This window comes from Microbacterium sp. DWRC1-3 (genome assembly GCF_049896645.1).
Classification (GTDB): Bacteria; Actinomycetota; Actinomycetes; order Actinomycetales; family Microbacteriaceae; genus Microbacterium; species Microbacterium maritypicum.
This window is the reverse complement of record NZ_JAFCUS010000002.1, coordinates 848823-864652: the sequence shown is the minus strand read 5'-3', so window position 1 is coordinate 864652 and position 15830 is coordinate 848823. Positions and strand designations below refer to the sequence as shown.

The following is a 15830-nucleotide window of genomic DNA, read 5'->3' as shown; positions in this document are numbered from 1 at the left end:
GTCAGGCGCCTAGGAGGCGGCCTGCTCCTTGATCGACTCGACGGCCTTGTTGAACCCGCCACTGGTGAGCGACGAGCCGGCCACGCGGCTGACGTTCAGGTCGTCGAGTGCCTTGCCGTCGACCTCGTCGGCGATCCCGGCGATGAACTGCCCCTGGTACTGCTTGCTCTCGGGGGCCTGCGGGTCTCCCGTGACCTCGACGTCGGTCACGACGCCGTCGGCGAGCGTGAGGGTGACGGAGATCTCCTCGACCGTCTCCGGCGTCTGGTACGAGCCCTCGGCCGTGTAGGTGCCGTCGGCGTAGGTCGCCGTTGAATCGCCGCCGGACGACGAGGAGGAAGAACCGGCATCGGGCGTGCTGCCGGTGCTGTTCGGGGTCTCGGCGTCAGCGGTTCCGGAGCATCCGGCGAGGACGAAGAGTCCCGCGATTCCGAGGAGTGCGGTTCCCTTGCGGACAGAGGTCGGTACGGTCGTGCGGATCATTGTGGTCCTCCCGGCTCGGTGTCGGCCGACGCGCTCGTCGACCATTCGACCGTAGGCACGGCGGCTATGCGCGGGCTGTGCCGTGACGATGCGTTACGCGTCGCCGCCGAACATGCTCGTCACGGAGCCGTCCTCGAACACCTCGTGGATCGCGCGTGCGAGCAGCGGGGCGATCGGGAGGATGGTCAGGTTGTCCCAGCGACGCGATTCGGTGAGCGGGATCGTGTCGGTGATGACGACCTCGTCGATGGACGAGTCCTGCAGCCGCTCCGATGCCGGGTCGCTGAAGATCGCGTGCGTGGCGGCCACGATGACGCGGTGGGCGCCGTTCGCCTTGAGCGCCTGGGCCGCCTTGACGATCGTTCCGCCGGTGTCGATCATGTCGTCGACGAGCAGGCAGGTGCGGCCGTCGACGGCACCCACGATCTCATGCACGGAGACCTGGTTGGCGACCTTCGGGTCGCGGCGCTTGTGGATGATCGCGAGCGGAGCGCCGAGGCTGTCCGACCACGTGTCGGCGACACGCACGCGGCCCATGTCCGGCGACACGACGGTGAGGATCTCCCGGTCGGCCGGCGACAGGGTGCGCTCGAAGTAGTCCAGGAGCACGGGCTTGGCGAACAGGTGGTCGACGGGACCGTCGAAGAACCCCTGGATCTGCGCCGCGTGCAGGTCGACGCTCATGACACGGTCGGCGCCTGCGGTCTTCAGCAGATCGGCGACGAGTCGGGCACTGATCGGCTCACGGCCGCGGCCCTTCTTGTCCTGACGCGAATACGGATAGTACGGCGCGACGACGGTGATGCGCTTGGCCGAGGCGCGCTTGGCGGCGTCGATCATGATGAGCGTCTCCATGAGCCACTCGTTGACCGGTTCGCCGAACGTCTGGATGAGGAAGAGATCCACGCCACGGATCGACACCTCGAAGCGGGCGTAGATCTCACCCGATGCGAACGTGCGGTGCTCCACCGGTGCGATCTCGGTGCCGAGAGCCTCGGCGACGGCTGCGGTGAGCTCGGGGTGCGAGCGACCGCCGGCGACGACGAGCCGCTTCTTGGTCTTGGCGATGATCCCGGGGGCCACGCCGTTGTCGCGATCCAGATCGACCGTCTTCTTCTTGCGCGCCATGTCCGCCTATTCCGCCGAATTCTCGCGGGACGCAGCATCCGCCGCGCCCGTCCCTGCTCTGTTCTTCTCGACCCAGCCCTCGATGTTGCGCTGGGGCGCGACGCTCATGGCCAGAGCGCCGGCGGGGACGTCCTTGCGGACGACGGCGCCTGCACCGGTCTTCGCACCGGCTCCCAGCCTAACGGGCGCGACGAGCACCGTGTGCGACCCGGTGTGCACCTCGTCGCCGATCTCGGTGCGGTGCTTGTTCACGTCGTCGTAGTTTGCGGTGATCGTGCTCGCGCCGAGGTTCACGCCGCGCCCGATCGTGGCGTCGCCCACGTACGAGAGGTGGGGCACCTTGCTGCCTTCGCCGATCTCGGCGTTCTTGGTCTCGACGTAGGCGCCGATCTTGCCCTTGGCGCCCAGGACCGTGCCGGGGCGGAGGAACGAGAACGGGCCCACCGTGGCCTCGGCGCCGATCACCGCGAGAGTGGCGTCGGTGCGGCGGACGATCGCATCCTCGCCGACCTCGCAGTCGACCAGAGTCGTGTCCGGACCGATGACGGCGCCGGAGGCGATCGTCGTGGCCCGCAGGATCTGCGTGTTCGGGAGGATCGTGACGTCGGGCGCGAGCGTCGCGTCGTCATCGATCCAGGTGGTGGTCGGGTCGATCACGGTGACGCCCTCGAGCTGCCAGCGGCGCACGATGCGCTGGTTGAGCAGACGACCGACCTCGGCCAGCTGTGCACGGTCGTTGACACCGAAGGTGACCGAGATGTCGGAGACGACCGATGCCGCCACCCGGTCGCCGTCGCGGCGCAGCAGGCCGGGGACGTCTGTCAGGTACATCTCGCCCTGAGCGTTGTCGACGCCGACCCTGGGCAGGTAGTCCCGAAGCGTCGCGGCACGGAACACGTACATCCCGGCGTTGATCTCGCGGACGGCGGCCTCTTCGGCGTTGGCGTCCTTCTGCTCCACGATGCGATCGACGCCGCCGTCGGCATCGCGCACGACGCGTCCGTAGCCGGTCGGATCGTCGACCAGCGCCGTCATCAGCGTGGCCGGAGCGCCCGAGGCGCGGTGCTCCGCGAGGAAGGCGGAGAGGGTGTCGGCATCGGCAAGCGGGCAGTCGCCCGAGAGCACGAGCACGTCGCCGTCGAAGTCGGCGGGGAGAGCATCCACAGCCACCTGCACTGCACGTCCGGTTCCGGGGATGTCGTCCTGGTCGACGAACACCGCATCCGGGTAGTCGGCCTGGAGAGCTGCGACCACCTGGTCGCGCTCGTGTCGCACGACCACCTCGACGTGCGCGGCCTGCAGCCGCCCCGCCGTGGTGAGGACGTGACCCACCAGCGGACGACCGCTGATCGGGTGCAGCACCTTCGGCAGGCGCGACTTCATGCGGGTGCCCTGGCCTGCGGCGAGGACGATGATGGCGAGATTGTTCCCAGTCATGCTCCGCCGCCAGGACTCGAACCTAGACCTAACAGCTCCAAAGGCTGTCGTGCTGCCATTACACCACGGCGGACCGCGCCGCCCCGAGGACGCCGCGGGGACAAGTCTGCCATGCTCCGGCTCCGCATCCGCTGACACCACCGCTCGTCATCCCGCCGAAACACGGCTCTGGGATGCTGACGAGATGAGCATCGTGATCGAACGGGTGGAGACCGCGAGCCCCGCCCTCGCCGAGTTCCTGGTCGCCCATCACGCGGAGATGGAGCACACGGCACCGGCGGAGAGTCGTCACGCCCTGGTGTTCGAGCGTCTGCTCGCCCCTGGTGTGCGGCTGTTCGCCGGTCACCTCGACGGCCGCCCCGTGGCCACCGGAGCGCTGGCGGCGGTCGAGGACGCACACGAGGAGATCAAGTCGATGCGCACCGACCCCGCTCTGCGCGGGCGCGGCCTCGGACGCGCGATGCTCGGCTTCCTCCTGACGGATGCCGAGGCCCGCGGCATCCGTCGGATCTCCCTGGAGACCGGGAGTGCCGACTTCTTCGCCCCGGCACGGGCCCTGTACCACGCAGTCGGCTTCCGTGAATGCGGACCGTTCGGGGGCTACACCGCCGACCCGTACAGCACCTTCATGACACTCGATCTGCCCGCGGCGTCCGTGATCGCCGACTCGCACACGGGATAATGGGCGGATGAGCGAGGCGGATGAGGTCGACCGGATCGTGGGCGCGTGGAACACCCAGCGCCCCGACCTCGACTTCTCGCCCCTCGAGGTCCTGTCCCGGATGGATCGTCTGTCGCGACACCTCGACCGCGCCCGCCGTGACGTGTTCCGTCGCAGCGATCTGGAGCACTGGGAGTGGGATGTGCTGTCGGCGCTGCGCAGGGCCGGCGCGCCGTTCCAGCTCTCCCCCAAGCAGCTGCTGCAGCAGACACTGGTGTCCAGCGGCACCATGACCAACCGGATCGACCGTCTCGTCGGACGGCGCTTCGTGCGTCGCGAGGCAGACCCCGGTGACGGCCGCAGTGTGCTGGTGACGCTCACCGACGACGGCCGCATCCGTGTGGATGCCGCCATCACGCGTCTGGTCGACGTGGAAGCGGATCTGCTGCAGGCCCTCTCCCGCTCGGATCGGGATCGCCTCGCGGGACTGCTGCGCAAGCTGAGTCTGAGCTTCGACTCGTGACCGGCCGCATCTGATGGGCATGCCTTCTCCCCTCCCTGTGCGCGACGGCGTGGGAGCCACACGTCTGCACGTGCCGCTGACCGGGCCGTGGCCCACCGCCGCGGCCTACATGGTCGAGCGCTTCTTCCACATGGATCCCGAGCGTCTGCTCGCGCGGTTCGACCGCGGCGAGATCGTGCGGGCCGACGGCTCCCCCGTCCCTCGCGACGCCCCGCTGGGCAGCGTCGAATTCGTCTGGTACTACCGCGAACCCGCTGTCGAGACGCGGATCCCCTTCGAGATCGAGGTCCTGCACCAGGACGAGCATCTCGTGGTCGTCGACAAGCCGCATTTCCTGCCGACGACTCCCGGCGGCAAGTTCCTGCAGAACTCGGCGCTGGTGCGCTTGCGCAATCTCCTCGACAATCCCGACCTGGCGCCGATCCACCGCCTGGACCGTGCGACCGCCGGGCTGCTGATGTTCTCGACACGGCCGGCGACCCGCGGTGCCTACCAGTTGATGTTCGAGAACCGGCAGGTGCAGAAGGTCTACGAGGCGGTCTCCGCACTCCCCGAGGGCGGCGAGTTGCCCTCGTTCCCCCTCGTGTATCGCAACCACATCGAGAAGCCGCGGGCCCAGGTGCGGGTGGAGGTCGACGACACCAGGGAGCCGAACGCCGAGACGCTGATCGCGCTGATCAGCAGCGACGATCGCGTGGTGCACACCCTGCTCAGACCGCACAGCGGGAAGATGCACCAGCTGCGCGTGCACCTCGCCGCCCTCGGCATCGGCATCCTCAACGACAGGTTCTACCCCGAGCTGCTCGAGGACCTGCCCGACGATTTCGACCGCCCCCTGCAACTGCTCGCGCGGGAGCTGCGGTTCATCGATCCGCTGAGCCGCGAGGAGCGGGTGTTCACCACGCGGCGTACGCTGCAGCACGCGCCCGCCGGAGAGGATCCCGTCAGCGAAGATCCCGTCAGCGGCGCATGACCTTGCGCGCCAGGCGCGTTCCGAGCGTCTGGGCCACGTGCACGAAGACGACGATGAGCAGCACGGCAGCCCACATCACCACGGGCTCGAACTGACGACGGCCGTAGGTCAACGCGAAATTGCCGAGTCCGCCGGCGCCGATGTAACCGGCCATTGCGGTCATGTCGATGAGCGCGACGATGACGAAGGTGTATCCGAGGATGAGCGGGCCCAGTGCCTCAGGGATCACGACGGTGAAGAGCGTGCGCCAAGGGCCAGCTCCCATGGCACGGGCAGCTTCGATCACTCCGGGCGACACCCCGACGAGGTGCTGCTCGACGATACGACCGATCGCGAACATCGATGCCACGACCAGCGCGACGATCGCGGCGTTCGTGCCGATGCCGCTGCCCACGATGAAGCGTGAGAACGGGATCAGCACCGTGATCAGGATCACGAACGGGATGGGGCGGAAGAAGTTGATGAAGAGATTCAGCACCGCGGAGACAGCGCGGTTCTGCAGCATCCCTCCCGGCCGAGTGAGATACAGACCGACGCCGATCAGGCCGCCCAGCAGGCCGCCCAGCACCAGCGTGAGAGAGACCATGTAGAGAGTCTCGACAGCAGCCGTCCAGAACTCCGGCCCCAGCTCGATGAGACGATCCATCAGCGCACCTCCTCGCTGTCGATGTCGGACACGTCGACATGTTGGGCGATGCTCGCGAGCGTCCGCTCGATGACTCCGTCCTCGCCGCGGATCGCGAGAGTGAGGTGCCCGAAGGCACGCCCGCGGATGTCGTTGATTCCCCCGAACACCAGCTCGAATTCCAGTCCCGCGTCGGCGAGCTGAAGAAAGACCTGGGCCTGGGACGGACCGCCGTCACGGAACGAGAACGTCACGAGGCGTCCATCGTGGCGCTCGCGGAGCACAGCACGTTCGGACGGAGACGGTACCCCCTTCACGACCGTGCCGACGAAGCGTTGCGACGCCGCGTGTTGCGGGTTGGAGAAGACCTCGAACACGTCGCCTTGCTCGATGACGCGACCGCGGTCCATGACGGCGACCTTCGTCGCGATCGTCTGGATGACGTCCATCTCATGCGTGATGACGACGATCGTCACGCCCTGTTCCTCGTTGACCTTCTTGAGCAGCGACAGCACCTCGTGAGTGGTCTCCGGGTCGAGCGCGCTGGTCGCTTCGTCTGCGAGGAGGATCGCCGGCCTCGTGGCGAGGGCGCGGGCGATGCCGACGCGCTGCTTCTGACCGCCGGAGAGCTGCTCGGGGTACGACCGCGCCTTGTCACTCAAACCCACGAAGGAGAGCAGCTCGGTGACTCGCGCCTCGATGTCGGTCTTCGACCATCCGGCGAGCTTGAGCGGGTACGCGACGTTCGCCCGCACGCTCTTCGATGAGAAGAGATTGAACTGCTGGAAGATCATTCCGATTCCGCTGCGCACGCGGCGCAGCTCCCGCTCCGTGAGAGCGGTGATCTCCACATCGTCCACGGTGATACGCCCCTCGGAGGCAGGCTCCAACGCGTTGATGAGACGCACGAGGGTCGACTTGCCGGCCCCCGAATAGCCGATGATGCCGTAGACGTCACCCTGATCGATCTGCAGCGTGACGTCGTCGACCGCCGTGATCTGCTCGTCGGCCGCCGCCGGGGATGGGTATTTCTTCGACACATTCTCGAGGGAGACGATCGGCATGGGGTGCTCCGGTCTTGAGAGGGGAGAAGGGCGTGGTCGACCTGAAGATGCGGAATCGGGCGACGCTCATGCGTCGCCCGATTCTCTCAGGTCACGTTGATCAGCCGTTGGCGGCAACGTCCTTCTGGACATCCTTGAGCAGCGATGCAAGCTCGTCGGCTGGAGTCTGAAGCGTCACACCGGTGCCGCCCGACGACTTCGCCAGGCCTTCCTGCACGCCCTTGTCGGTCTGGAAGATCTCCACCAGCTTGAGGTAGGTCTTGTTGTCGACGTCTTCAGCGCGCGACGCGAAGATGTTCACATACTGCAGCGCGCTCGGGTCCTTGGGGTCGTCGGTGAAAAGCGCGTCATCGAACGAAAGTCCTGCGTCCTCCACGAAGTCGTTGTTGATGACGGCCGCTGCGACATCGGGCAGGGCTTCAGGGGTGAGGGCCGCTTCCAGCGCTGTGACCTTGACCTTGGACTTGCTCTCATCGACGTCAGCGAGATCCGAGAACGCGGTACCGCCGTCCTTCAGATCGACGAGCCCGGCCGCCTGCAGCACCAGCAGCGCCCTGGCCTGGTTCGAGGCGTCATCGGGCACAGCGACGGTCTCTCCTTCCGGGATGTCCTTCACGGAGTCGTACTTCGTCGAGTAGAGGCCCAGCGGGTAGATCTGCGTCGAACCGATCGCAGCAAGGTCATCGCCCGACGCCTCGTTGTACTGCGCCAGATACACGATGTGCTGGAACTGGTTGAGGTCCACCTCGCCCTCGCTCAGCGCGGGGTTCGGAAGCTCGTACGAACCGAAATCGACGAGCTCGACGGTGATGCCTTCCGCCGCAGCCGCATCCACGAACGCGGGCCACTGCGGATCGCTCTCGCCGACGACGCCGATCTTGACGACCTCGTTCTCCGACGATCCCTCGCTGCCGGATCCGGCATCGGACGACCCCGTGGCACACCCGGTGAGCGCGACGAAGAGCGGGACCGCGGCGAGTGCGGCCAGGATGGAAGTGGTGCGGCGTGACATGTGAAGGAGTTCCTCTCTTGGGGGACTCGAATACGTTAGGCAGGCCGCGCGACGCAGGCGGAATCGAATGTCACACGGCGTCACAGCGGCGGGTCGACCGTCTTCCATCCGACTCGAATCGACCGCGCGCGCCTGCGCCCTGGCCGACCGTCATCGAACGACACAGGCGGCGACGGTGAGAAACAGTCGGCGACGGCAACCGCACCGTGTGTTCTGCTCGACGCACTCGAAAGAGTGTCGGTGCCGTCCGGCACCGATCCAACGACCGGAGACGTCATGAAAACACGCAAGAAAGTCGCACTCGCCACGGCCACCGCGGTACTTCTGTCCTTCTCACTGCCTGCCACCGCTCACGCGGCGACAGAGGAGCATCTATACGCGAACTCGACAATCGTCGTCACCGATGTGAGGACCGGAGCGATCGTGTATCAGCAGTCGGAGCAGATACCCGTGGATACGAACAGCACGTCGGCCACGATCGAAGCGCGGATCCCTTCGACCGAATCATCAGCTGCTTCGACGAAGCCGGGCGCCATCGCCCCGCGGTCGTCAGTCGGCGGGAATCATGACAACGGTTCGGTCAAGTCGTCGATCACGATCCAGTACACCTTGAAGGGCGATCAGATTCGGACAGAGAAGGTCACGGGGAGCTGGACGCCCGACCCTGGGTTCGGACTCAAAGACCGGAAGGTGGAGATCTACAGCGGCGGCGGAGTGCCGTCGATCATCAAGAAGGCGCCAACGGCGAACAGCTATAGCTACAACACCGGATGGGGCTTCCAAATCAAGCCACCGCAGAACTCTCTCACCTCCCCTCGGGTGCTGGCCGAGGTGAAGTACCAGCTCTCGGGGACGGGCAGTGCGTGGCTGAAGCTGACGCACTGGGTCGACCTATCCGGCATCTGATCCCGCAGTGAGGGAAGGGTCCGAGCCGTGTTCGCACACTCGGACCCTTCCCTCACCGCACACGCGGAGTCATGCGGCACACAGCATCACAGCGGGCGCGAGGAGCGCGGTGCGCGCAACGCCAGCTTTCCCACGTAATGGCCTCGCAGCGCCCGGTGCGCCGTCACGATGTCATCAGCTTCGAACACCTGCGCCACGTGCGGGGCGATGAGACTGGACTCGATGACCTCGTTCAGACGCAGCAGCGCCTCCCGGCTGCGGTCGCCGTCGTAGAACGACACGCGTTCGACGAGGTCGGCCGACGGCGGCGGATTCACGCCGTGCGCCCACGCGATGCGCCCCGTCGATGCCACCCCGCGCAGCGCATCCTCGGCCGCCCGACCTCCGGCGGTGACGAGTGCGCCGTCGAGGCCATCCGGAGCGAAGCTCTCGATGGCCGCCAGCACGTCGTCCCGCCTACCGTCGACGGCGACATCGGCACCGAGGCCTCCGGCCAGCGATACCCCGTCCCGTCCTGAGGCCACCGCGAGGACCCGGAGCCCGCGATGCTTCGCCAGCTGCACCGCGAGGTGACCGATCCCTCCGCTCGCACCGAAGATCATCACGGTGTCTCCGGGTCTGGCATCGATCACGTCGAGTCCGCTGGCGGCGGTCAGCGCATCCCAGGCGAGAACACCCGCCTGCTCGTTCGTGAGGCGTTCGGGTACGAGTGCGACGTGTTCCTGATCGACCACGGCGTACTCGGCATAGAACCCCCCTCTCGGCACGGGCATCGACGCCGCGTAGACGCGGTCTCCCCGCGTGAAGCGCATGACCTCGGCGCCGACATCCTCGACGATTCCCGCACCTTCCCATCCGAGGATGTAGGGGAACGTCGAGGGGACGCCGAAGGACCCTTCGAAGTGGCCTTCGCGCTCGACCCGATCCCAGGACCCGACGCCGGCGACATCGACGCGGATGAGCACGTCGTGTTCCCCCACCGTCGGAGTCGGGACGGAACGCTCGCGCAGCTCGGATTCATCGCCGAACCGGTCGAGAACGATGGCTCTCATGGTCGTGGACATCCCACTCCTCGTCTTCCTCGGCGGGGTTCGCCGATCGTCGTGCCGGGGCTCGCTGCCGCCGACGTTCAGTCGTACTCCTCGATCCCCTGCAGGCGCACCTGCTCGAGGTCGAGGCGGGCTGAGATGCGGCGCACGACGATGTCATCGACGGTGCCGGAGCCGCGCAGCCCCAGCAGCACCTCGCGCTTGCGGTCGATGAGGGCGAGTTTGAGTCGCGTGTGCTCGTCGTGGCGGATCAGCGGCGAGCGCTGGGCGAGATCGACGTCCGCCGAAGTGGCGATGATCTGCAGCACCGCGCCGTCGGTGGCGTCGGCCGCCGCGATCTGCGCGGTGCCGCCGCCGGAATCCTGATCCGCCCCTGGGGCGACGGGGCGGGTCGGTCCCGCGGTTCCGGCGCCGAGCGGGTCGGGTTCGCCGAGCATCTCGTCGAGCGCATCGGCCTCCGCATCGACCAGAGCCTGCTCGCGGGCCAGGGCGCGGGCGTTCGCGACCTCGAGCATCCGATACCCCTCGGACCGCACGTGGTCGAGCACCTCCTGCCCGACGCCGTGCTCGGAGGCGAGGTCGTCGAGCGCGGCGAGCGCCGCCCCGGAGATCGCCCGCTCCGCGAGCTCGTACTCCTCGTCCTCGACATGATCGACGGGGAACCGCGCCCACCGCACGATGGCGGGCAGGAGCGGACCCTGCACGAGCAGACTCAGGAGGATGACACCGGCGGTGACGAACACAATCTCATCGCGCCCGTTGACGGCCCCGCCCTCGGTGACGGCAGCGGGGACCGACAGCGCGATCGCGAGTGACACGGCACCGCGCATGCCGGCGACCGTGGAGACGACCCTGGCCCGCGCCCGAGCGCCGGGAGCCGGACGAGGGCCGGCCGGACGCTGGACGAGCACGTTGAGCAGTTGGAACAGATAGCGCACGACCAGCAGCGTCACCCACACGGCGAGGGTGAGGAGCACGAGGCGCCCGATCGCCGCCGCCGAGATCTCGTGCACGACGTACTGCACCTCGAGGCCGATCAGCACGAACAGGGCGCCGTTGAGCAGGAAGACGCCGAACGGCCAGGCCGCATCCGCCTGCCGTCGCGACGAGGCGGTCGTGACACGAGGCGCCACGTAGGCGACGATGAGTCCGGCCACGACGACCGCGAGCACGCCGGAGGCATGCACCATCTCCGCGACGAGGAACGCCGTGAACGGGATCAGCAGCAGAGCGACGTTGATCACGATCGTCGACGATGTGCGCCGCAGCAGCAGATAGCCGAGGCCGGCGACCACGACGCCCCCGGCGATGCCGCCGACATACGACAGCAGCACGTCGAGCGTGACCGACAACGGGGTGATCTGACCGCCGAGCGCGAGCGACACCGCGATCGCGTAGAGCACCAGGGCCGTGCCGTCGTTGGTCAGGCTCTCGGCCTTGAGCTTCATGAACATGCGGCGCGGCAGCAGGCGCCCGAGGGCGGCGACGGCCGTGGCATCGGGGGGAGCCACCGCAGCCCCGAGGATGAGGGCGATCTCCCACGGCATCCCGAACAGCACCCCGATGCCGGCGACCGCGAACGCCGAGGCGACCACGAGCACGGTGCTCATCGGGAGGATGTAGCGGAAGTCCCGCCGGATCGACCGGAGCGACGTGGTGAGGCTCTCCCAGAAGAGCATCACCGGCAGGAACAGCAGCAGCACCGTCTCGGGTGGCAGCTGCACCTCGCGCAGCTGCGGCACGAAGCCCAGCAGCAGCCCGAAGATGACCAGGACGAGGGGCAGCGCGAGACGCACGCGCGGGGCGATAAGGGTTCCGACGAGAATCGTGAGTCCGAGCAGGACTGTTACTTCGAGGCCTTCCATCCCTACCTCCCAACAGCGTTGGGAGAAGGATATTCCTCCGTCAGCCGATCTCCTCGGTGAGTTCGAACCAGCGCAGCTCCAGCTCCTCGATCTCGGCCTGCTGCTCGCTGATCTTCTTCATCCGGTCGCCGAGACCCTCGTAGTCGGACTGGTCGTGGTCGGCCAGCGCGGTCTTGGCGGCGTTCACCTGCTGCGTGAGCTTCTGGATGCGACGCTCGAGAGCGGACACCTCCTTCTGCGCCGTGCGCAGGGCCGCACCGTCGAGCCCCTTGGCGGTAGCCGTCGCCGTCGCCGTCGCGGCGGCCGTCGCGGTCTGCTTCGACCCCGTGGAGGCCTGAAGGTGGCGCAGCCGCAGGTACTCGTCGACCCCGCCGGGCAAGTGGCGCAGGTGACCGTCGAGGATCGCGTACTGCTGGTCGGTGACGCGCTCCAGGAAGTACCGGTCGTGGCTGACGACGAGGAGCGTGCCGGACCAGGAGTCGAGAAGATCCTCGATCGCGGCGAGCATGTCGGTGTCGAGGTCGTTGGTCGGCTCGTCGAGGATCAGCACGTTCGGCTGGTCGAGCAGCACGAGCAGCAGCTGCAGACGGCGCTGCTGGCCACCCGAGAGGTCCTTGACCGGAGTGGAGAGCTGGGCGGAGTCGAACCCGAGCCGTTCGAGCAGCTGCCCCGGGGTGAGATCCTGCGCCTTGGAGCCGGCCCCCATCGTGTACGAGGTGCGAAGGCCCGAGATGATCACGCGCACCGGGTCGTTCCAGTGCTGGGTGAGCTCGTCGAGCCGCTGCGTGAGGGTCTGCACCTTCACGGTCGTGCCGCGCTTGACCCGGCCGACGGTCGGCTCCACGGTGCCGGAGATGAGTCCGAGCAGCGTGGATTTGCCGGCACCGTTCACGCCGAGGATGCCGGTGCGCTCGCCCGGCGCGATGCGCCACTCGATATCGCGCAGCACGACCTTCTCGCCGCCGTCCGCCGTCGGGTAGGTCACACCGACGTCGAGGAGATCGACCACGTCCTTGCCGAGGCGCGAGACGGCCAGCGACTGCAGCGAGACCTTGTCGCGGATCTCGGGCACGTCGGCGATGAGCTCGTTGGCCGCGTCGATGCGGAACTTGGGCTTCGCCGTGCGGGCGGGAGCGCCGCGGCGGAGCCATGCGAGCTCCTTCTTGGCGAGGTTCTGACGTTTCGCCTCGGTCGCGGCCGCCATGCGATCGCGCTCGACGCGCTGCAGGATGTACGCCGCGTAGCCGCCTTCGAAGGGCTCGACGATGCGATCGTGCACCTCCCAGGTCTCGGTGCTGATCTCGTCGAGGAACCACCGGTCGTGGGTCACGACCATGAGGGCCCCCGAGTTCGGCGACCAGCGCTTCTTGAGGTGCCCGGCGAGCCAGGTGATCGCCTCGACGTCGAGGTGGTTGGTGGGCTCGTCGAGCGCGATGACGTCCCAGTCGCCGGTGAGGAGCTTCGCGAGCGAGACCCGGCGCCGCTGACCACCGCTGAGGGATCCGATCTCGGCATCCCACGGCAGGTCGGTGAGCAGTCCTTCGATGACGTCGCGCACGCGCGCGTCGCCCGCCCACTCGTACTCCGGGGTGTCACCGACCACCGCGGCGCTGATCGTGAGATCGTCCGGCAGGTTGTCGGCCTGATCGAGCACGCCGATCCGCGTGCCTCCGCGCACGGTGACGCGGCCGGAGTTCGGCTCCTTGATGCCGGCCAGCATGCCGAGGAGGCTCGACTTGCCGTCGCCGTTACGGCCGACGATGCCGATGCGGTCGCCCTCCTCGATGCCGAGGGTCACGGAGTCGAAGACGACCCTGGTCGGATATTCGAGGTGGAGCGCCTCAGCGCCGAGAAGATGTGCCATGTTCCTTCCAGGGTAGCCGCGTGCGGGGATCCGGCCCGCCGTCGCCCGGCAGGGTGGCCTCCGACCGACGTCGCCCGATCTAGGATCGACGGGTGCCAAGGAATCGCCGGGTGTTCTCGCTCATGCTCGACAATCGCAAGGCGAAGCTGATGGAGTCGAAGAGGCGACCCGGTCGCTTCGAGCTCAGCGTCGATGGGATTCCGCAGTCCGTCGTCTCGATGACCGAGCCCACCTCACTCGAATACGCCTACATCCAGCACATCGCCAGAGCGATCGATGCCGCGGCCGAACCCGGTGCACCGCTGTTCACCGTGCATCTGGGGGCCGGAGCACTCACGCTCGCGCGCTACGTCGAGGCCACGCGTGCCGGATCGCCTCAGCTCGCGGTCGAGTTCGAGCCCGCTCTCTATGCCGCGGTGATCGCCGCGCTGCCCCTGCCCCCCAGCGCTGATCTGCGAGTCATCTTCGGCGATGCGCGAGCGGTCGCCGACGCGGATCTTCCGGACGGGAAGCGATCGTCGGCGCCGTCATCCCCATCCCCGGCGCTCGACGCGGCGGCAGCGGGCAGCACCGCGGTCGACACCGATTGGGTGGATGCGCGCTTCACCGTCGTCGATCTGTGGGATGCCGCGGTCATCCGGCATCGCGTGGCCAGCCAGGAGTTCTACCGCCGCGTCGCCGCGCGCTCCGCGTCAGATGGAATCGTGGCGGTGAACCTGCTCGACGGGCACCCGTTCGAGTACTCACGACGACAGGCTGCCACGCTGAGCTCCGTGTTCGACCACATCGCGGTCGTTCTCGACGCAGAACCGGAAGATGACGAAGGGCCACTCGGCAACGTCGTCATCTTCGCCAGCGATGAGCCGCTGGACGTCGTGACGAACCCCGACCTTCTCGGCTCACCGCGACCGCACATGCTCCACGACGATTCCCTGACGTCGTGGATCGCCGAAGCGCGCATCATGACCGACGCCGACGGCACGGACTCCCCCGACCCCGACGACCCGATCTGGGACTAAGGCGAGGACGATTCCTTCAGCTCGCCTCCGCTGACGCACCGTCCGTGACGGCGGGGGCTGTGACCGATCCCGCCGTGCGCAGGAAGACGATGATCCAGCTGAAGATCAGCACGGCTGCGATCAACTCGACCGCGGTGAGGTTGTAGTAGCCGACCGCGAAGAAGGCGGCGAGCAGGACGATCACCAGCACATAGATCCATCCGAAGGCCACGAACACGCGAGGGATGGTCGGCAGGAACCACGGCAGTCCGACCACGACGATCCCGAACACGACGGCCATGCCCGTCGCGACGGTGTTGTGCAGGAGGAAGAACTCGTCCACGGGGAAGATGCCGACGCACGCAAGGAAGATCCCCATCAGGATCAGACCGCCGCGCACCATGAAACGCCCACGACGGTCGTCGGCGCTCTCGGCCGGGAGCCCGGCGGTCGCGTACCGGGAGATCGTCGTGATCATGACGCCGGCGATGACGAGTGTCACGTTGAACGCGACCGATGCGCTGTTCGTGCTCATCCCCAGCGCCGAGAGGTTATCGCGCCACCAGTGCACGTCGCTGGATGCGAGCATGCTCGCGAATGCGCCGACCACGAGGAACACCGCGAGCACCAGTGACAACACCATCGGGGTGAGGGCGACGGCGCTGAGGAACGAGACATATCCGGTCAATGCGAAGGCGACCGCCACCAGGATCGCGCCGGGGAACGGGAACACCGGAGCGTCGGTGAAGCTCCGTTCGAGGAGCTCCGCGATGCCGAGCCAGCCCAGATACGCGATCGCCGCGTGGGCGAAGGCGATGGCGGTGAGGTCGTACCACCGCAGCCGATCCCCCGGCACGCTGAATCCGTCGCGTGCCTGCTGCGGGTTCGGCTGCGCCGGTCGCACCGCGACGCGTCCGAGGGCGAAGGCGATCACCGCGGTGATCGCACCACCGTATGCAGCGAAGACGCCGATCGACCCGCTGCCGCTGATCGCCAGCTCGTGACCCCAGAAGACAGGGAGTCCGATCACGAAGCCCGCCACGAAGAAGCCGGCGCCGACGATCAGCGCGGTCGCCTCGAAGACGGCCTCCGCTGTCTCCGGACCGCGCACCTGACGCAGCACCTGCATGACCCTGCTCGCGAGAGCGTTCATCGTCGTCCTTCCCGACCACATCATAGGAGCCGAGCACTTCGGCCGCAGCCGGTGGTAGCATCACGGAACGGATCGTATACAACGTCGTC

Annotated in this window: 15 protein-coding genes and 1 tRNA gene; 5 read left to right on the top strand and 11 right to left on the bottom strand. The window is 67.5% G+C overall.

Annotated features, from left to right (window positions below; genetic code table 11):
- Nucleotides 1–9: 9 nt before the first annotated feature.
- The 4 genes from ACP699_RS16825 to ACP699_RS16810 all read right to left on the bottom strand — a co-directional run bounded on the left by ACP699_RS16825 (nucleotide 10) and on the right by ACP699_RS16810 (nucleotide 3121).
- Nucleotides 10–483, bottom strand: coding sequence for an FMN-binding protein (locus ACP699_RS16825; RefSeq protein ID WP_151487149.1), 474 nt, complete (start codon nucleotides 481–483; stop codon nucleotides 10–12).
- Between the two features lie 93 nt (nucleotides 484–576).
- Complete coding sequence (locus tag ACP699_RS16820; RefSeq protein WP_017828424.1) at nucleotides 577–1611, bottom strand: ribose-phosphate diphosphokinase; 1035 nt, start codon at nucleotides 1609–1611, stop codon at nucleotides 577–579.
- A 6-nt stretch (nucleotides 1612–1617) separates the two neighbouring features.
- Nucleotides 1618–3048, bottom strand: a complete 1431-nt coding sequence (glmU, locus tag ACP699_RS16815) for a bifunctional UDP-N-acetylglucosamine diphosphorylase/glucosamine-1-phosphate N-acetyltransferase GlmU (RefSeq protein WP_055870751.1) — start codon at nucleotides 3046–3048, stop codon at nucleotides 1618–1620.
- Nucleotide 3049: 1 nt separating this feature from the next.
- A tRNA-Gln gene (locus ACP699_RS16810) sits at nucleotides 3050–3121 on the bottom strand.
- A gap of 111 nt (nucleotides 3122–3232) precedes the next feature.
- Here ACP699_RS16810 and ACP699_RS16805 point away from each other — a divergent pair.
- From ACP699_RS16805 to ACP699_RS16795, 3 genes are read left to right on the top strand one after another with little or no spacing between them, the layout of a single operon-like run.
- Nucleotides 3233–3730 carry a GNAT family N-acetyltransferase gene (locus ACP699_RS16805; RefSeq protein ID WP_426172398.1) on the top strand — a complete coding sequence of 166 codons (498 nt, stop codon included), beginning with the start codon at nucleotides 3233–3235 and terminating at the stop codon, nucleotides 3728–3730.
- A gap of 7 nt (nucleotides 3731–3737) precedes the next feature.
- Nucleotides 3738–4232: a MarR family winged helix-turn-helix transcriptional regulator gene (locus ACP699_RS16800; RefSeq protein WP_055870746.1), complete on the top strand. Its 495-nt coding sequence runs from the start codon at nucleotides 3738–3740 to the stop codon at nucleotides 4230–4232.
- 19 nt (nucleotides 4233–4251) lie between these two features.
- On the top strand, nucleotides 4252–5205 hold the full coding sequence (locus ACP699_RS16795; protein WP_426172396.1) for a pseudouridine synthase: 954 nt from the start codon (nucleotides 4252–4254) through the stop codon (nucleotides 5203–5205).
- Here ACP699_RS16795 and ACP699_RS16790 read toward each other — a convergent pair.
- From ACP699_RS16790 to ACP699_RS16780, 3 genes are all read right to left on the bottom strand, one after another.
- Entirely contained in the window at nucleotides 5192–5851 is a 660-nt protein-coding gene (locus ACP699_RS16790; protein WP_021198776.1) for a methionine ABC transporter permease, read from the bottom strand. The genes ACP699_RS16795 and ACP699_RS16790 overlap by 14 nt on opposite strands.
- Entirely contained in the window at nucleotides 5851–6894 is a 1044-nt protein-coding gene (locus ACP699_RS16785) for a methionine ABC transporter ATP-binding protein (protein ID WP_055877590.1), read from the bottom strand. The genes ACP699_RS16790 and ACP699_RS16785 overlap by 1 nt, the downstream gene beginning before the upstream one ends.
- A gap of 100 nt (nucleotides 6895–6994) precedes the next feature.
- On the bottom strand, nucleotides 6995–7906 hold the full coding sequence (locus tag ACP699_RS16780; RefSeq protein WP_275093599.1) for a MetQ/NlpA family ABC transporter substrate-binding protein: 912 nt from the start codon (nucleotides 7904–7906) through the stop codon (nucleotides 6995–6997).
- Nucleotides 7907–8146: 240 nt separating this feature from the next.
- On the opposite strand from ACP699_RS16780, the gene ACP699_RS16775 reads away from it, so the two are divergent.
- Complete coding sequence (locus ACP699_RS16775; RefSeq protein ID WP_302791333.1) at nucleotides 8147–8812, top strand: hypothetical protein; 666 nt, start codon at nucleotides 8147–8149, stop codon at nucleotides 8810–8812.
- 86 nt (nucleotides 8813–8898) lie between these two features.
- Here ACP699_RS16775 and ACP699_RS16770 read toward each other — a convergent pair whose 3' ends face one another.
- The 3 genes from ACP699_RS16770 to ACP699_RS16760 form a co-directional block, all read right to left on the bottom strand.
- Nucleotides 8899–9876 carry an NADP-dependent oxidoreductase gene (locus tag ACP699_RS16770; RefSeq protein ID WP_426172392.1) on the bottom strand — a complete coding sequence of 326 codons (978 nt, stop codon included), beginning with the start codon at nucleotides 9874–9876 and terminating at the stop codon, nucleotides 8899–8901.
- Between the two features lie 65 nt (nucleotides 9877–9941).
- Nucleotides 9942–11726 carry a Na+/H+ antiporter gene (locus ACP699_RS16765; RefSeq protein ID WP_151487147.1) on the bottom strand — a complete coding sequence of 595 codons (1785 nt, stop codon included), beginning with the start codon at nucleotides 11724–11726 and terminating at the stop codon, nucleotides 9942–9944.
- 40 nt (nucleotides 11727–11766) lie between these two features.
- Nucleotides 11767–13590 (bottom strand): ABC-F family ATP-binding cassette domain-containing protein, encoded by a 1824-nt coding sequence (locus ACP699_RS16760; RefSeq protein ID WP_055870727.1) that lies wholly within the window; start codon nucleotides 13588–13590, stop codon nucleotides 11767–11769.
- Nucleotides 13591–13682: 92 nt separating this feature from the next.
- Here ACP699_RS16760 and ACP699_RS16755 point away from each other — a divergent pair, with 92 nt between their 5' ends.
- On the top strand, nucleotides 13683–14609 hold the full coding sequence (locus tag ACP699_RS16755) for a spermidine synthase (protein ID WP_426172389.1): 927 nt from the start codon (nucleotides 13683–13685) through the stop codon (nucleotides 14607–14609).
- 16 nt (nucleotides 14610–14625) lie between these two features.
- Here ACP699_RS16755 and ACP699_RS16750 read toward each other — a convergent pair whose 3' ends face one another.
- The gene (locus ACP699_RS16750; protein WP_055870721.1) at nucleotides 14626–15741 is read right to left on the bottom strand and encodes a DUF998 domain-containing protein; all 1116 of its coding nucleotides are present in this window, start codon (nucleotides 15739–15741) and stop codon (nucleotides 14626–14628) included.
- Nucleotides 15742–15830: the final 89 nt, after the last annotated feature.

Excerpts from the sequence above, each read along its gene's own strand:
- ACP699_RS16790 (WP_021198776.1), bottom strand. The coding sequence starts at position 5,851 with ATGGATCGTCTCATCGAGCTGGGGCCGGAGTTCTGGACGGCTGCTGTC.
- ACP699_RS16785 (WP_055877590.1), bottom strand. The coding sequence starts at position 6,894 with ATGCCGATCGTCTCCCTCGAGAATGTGTCGAAGAAATACCCATCCCCG.
- ACP699_RS16760 (WP_055870727.1), bottom strand. The coding sequence starts at position 13,590 with ATGGCACATCTTCTCGGCGCTGAGGCGCTCCACCTCGAATATCCGACC.
- ACP699_RS16825 (WP_151487149.1), bottom strand. The coding sequence starts at position 483 with ATGATCCGCACGACCGTACCGACCTCTGTCCGCAAGGGAACCGCACTC.
- ACP699_RS16795 (WP_426172396.1), top strand. The coding sequence starts at position 4,252 with ATGCCTTCTCCCCTCCCTGTGCGCGACGGCGTGGGAGCCACACGTCTG.
- ACP699_RS16805 (WP_426172398.1), top strand. The coding sequence starts at position 3,233 with ATGAGCATCGTGATCGAACGGGTGGAGACCGCGAGCCCCGCCCTCGCC.
- glmU (WP_055870751.1), bottom strand. The coding sequence starts at position 3,048 with ATGACTGGGAACAATCTCGCCATCATCGTCCTCGCCGCAGGCCAGGGC.
- ACP699_RS16765 (WP_151487147.1), bottom strand. The coding sequence starts at position 11,726 with ATGGAAGGCCTCGAAGTAACAGTCCTGCTCGGACTCACGATTCTCGTC.
- ACP699_RS16780 (WP_275093599.1), bottom strand. The coding sequence starts at position 7,906 with ATGTCACGCCGCACCACTTCCATCCTGGCCGCACTCGCCGCGGTCCCG.
- ACP699_RS16770 (WP_426172392.1), bottom strand. The coding sequence starts at position 9,876 with ATGTCCACGACCATGAGAGCCATCGTTCTCGACCGGTTCGGCGATGAA.
- ACP699_RS16800 (WP_055870746.1), top strand. The coding sequence starts at position 3,738 with ATGAGCGAGGCGGATGAGGTCGACCGGATCGTGGGCGCGTGGAACACC.
- ACP699_RS16820 (WP_017828424.1), bottom strand. The coding sequence starts at position 1,611 with ATGGCGCGCAAGAAGAAGACGGTCGATCTGGATCGCGACAACGGCGTG.
- ACP699_RS16750 (WP_055870721.1), bottom strand. The coding sequence starts at position 15,741 with ATGAACGCTCTCGCGAGCAGGGTCATGCAGGTGCTGCGTCAGGTGCGC.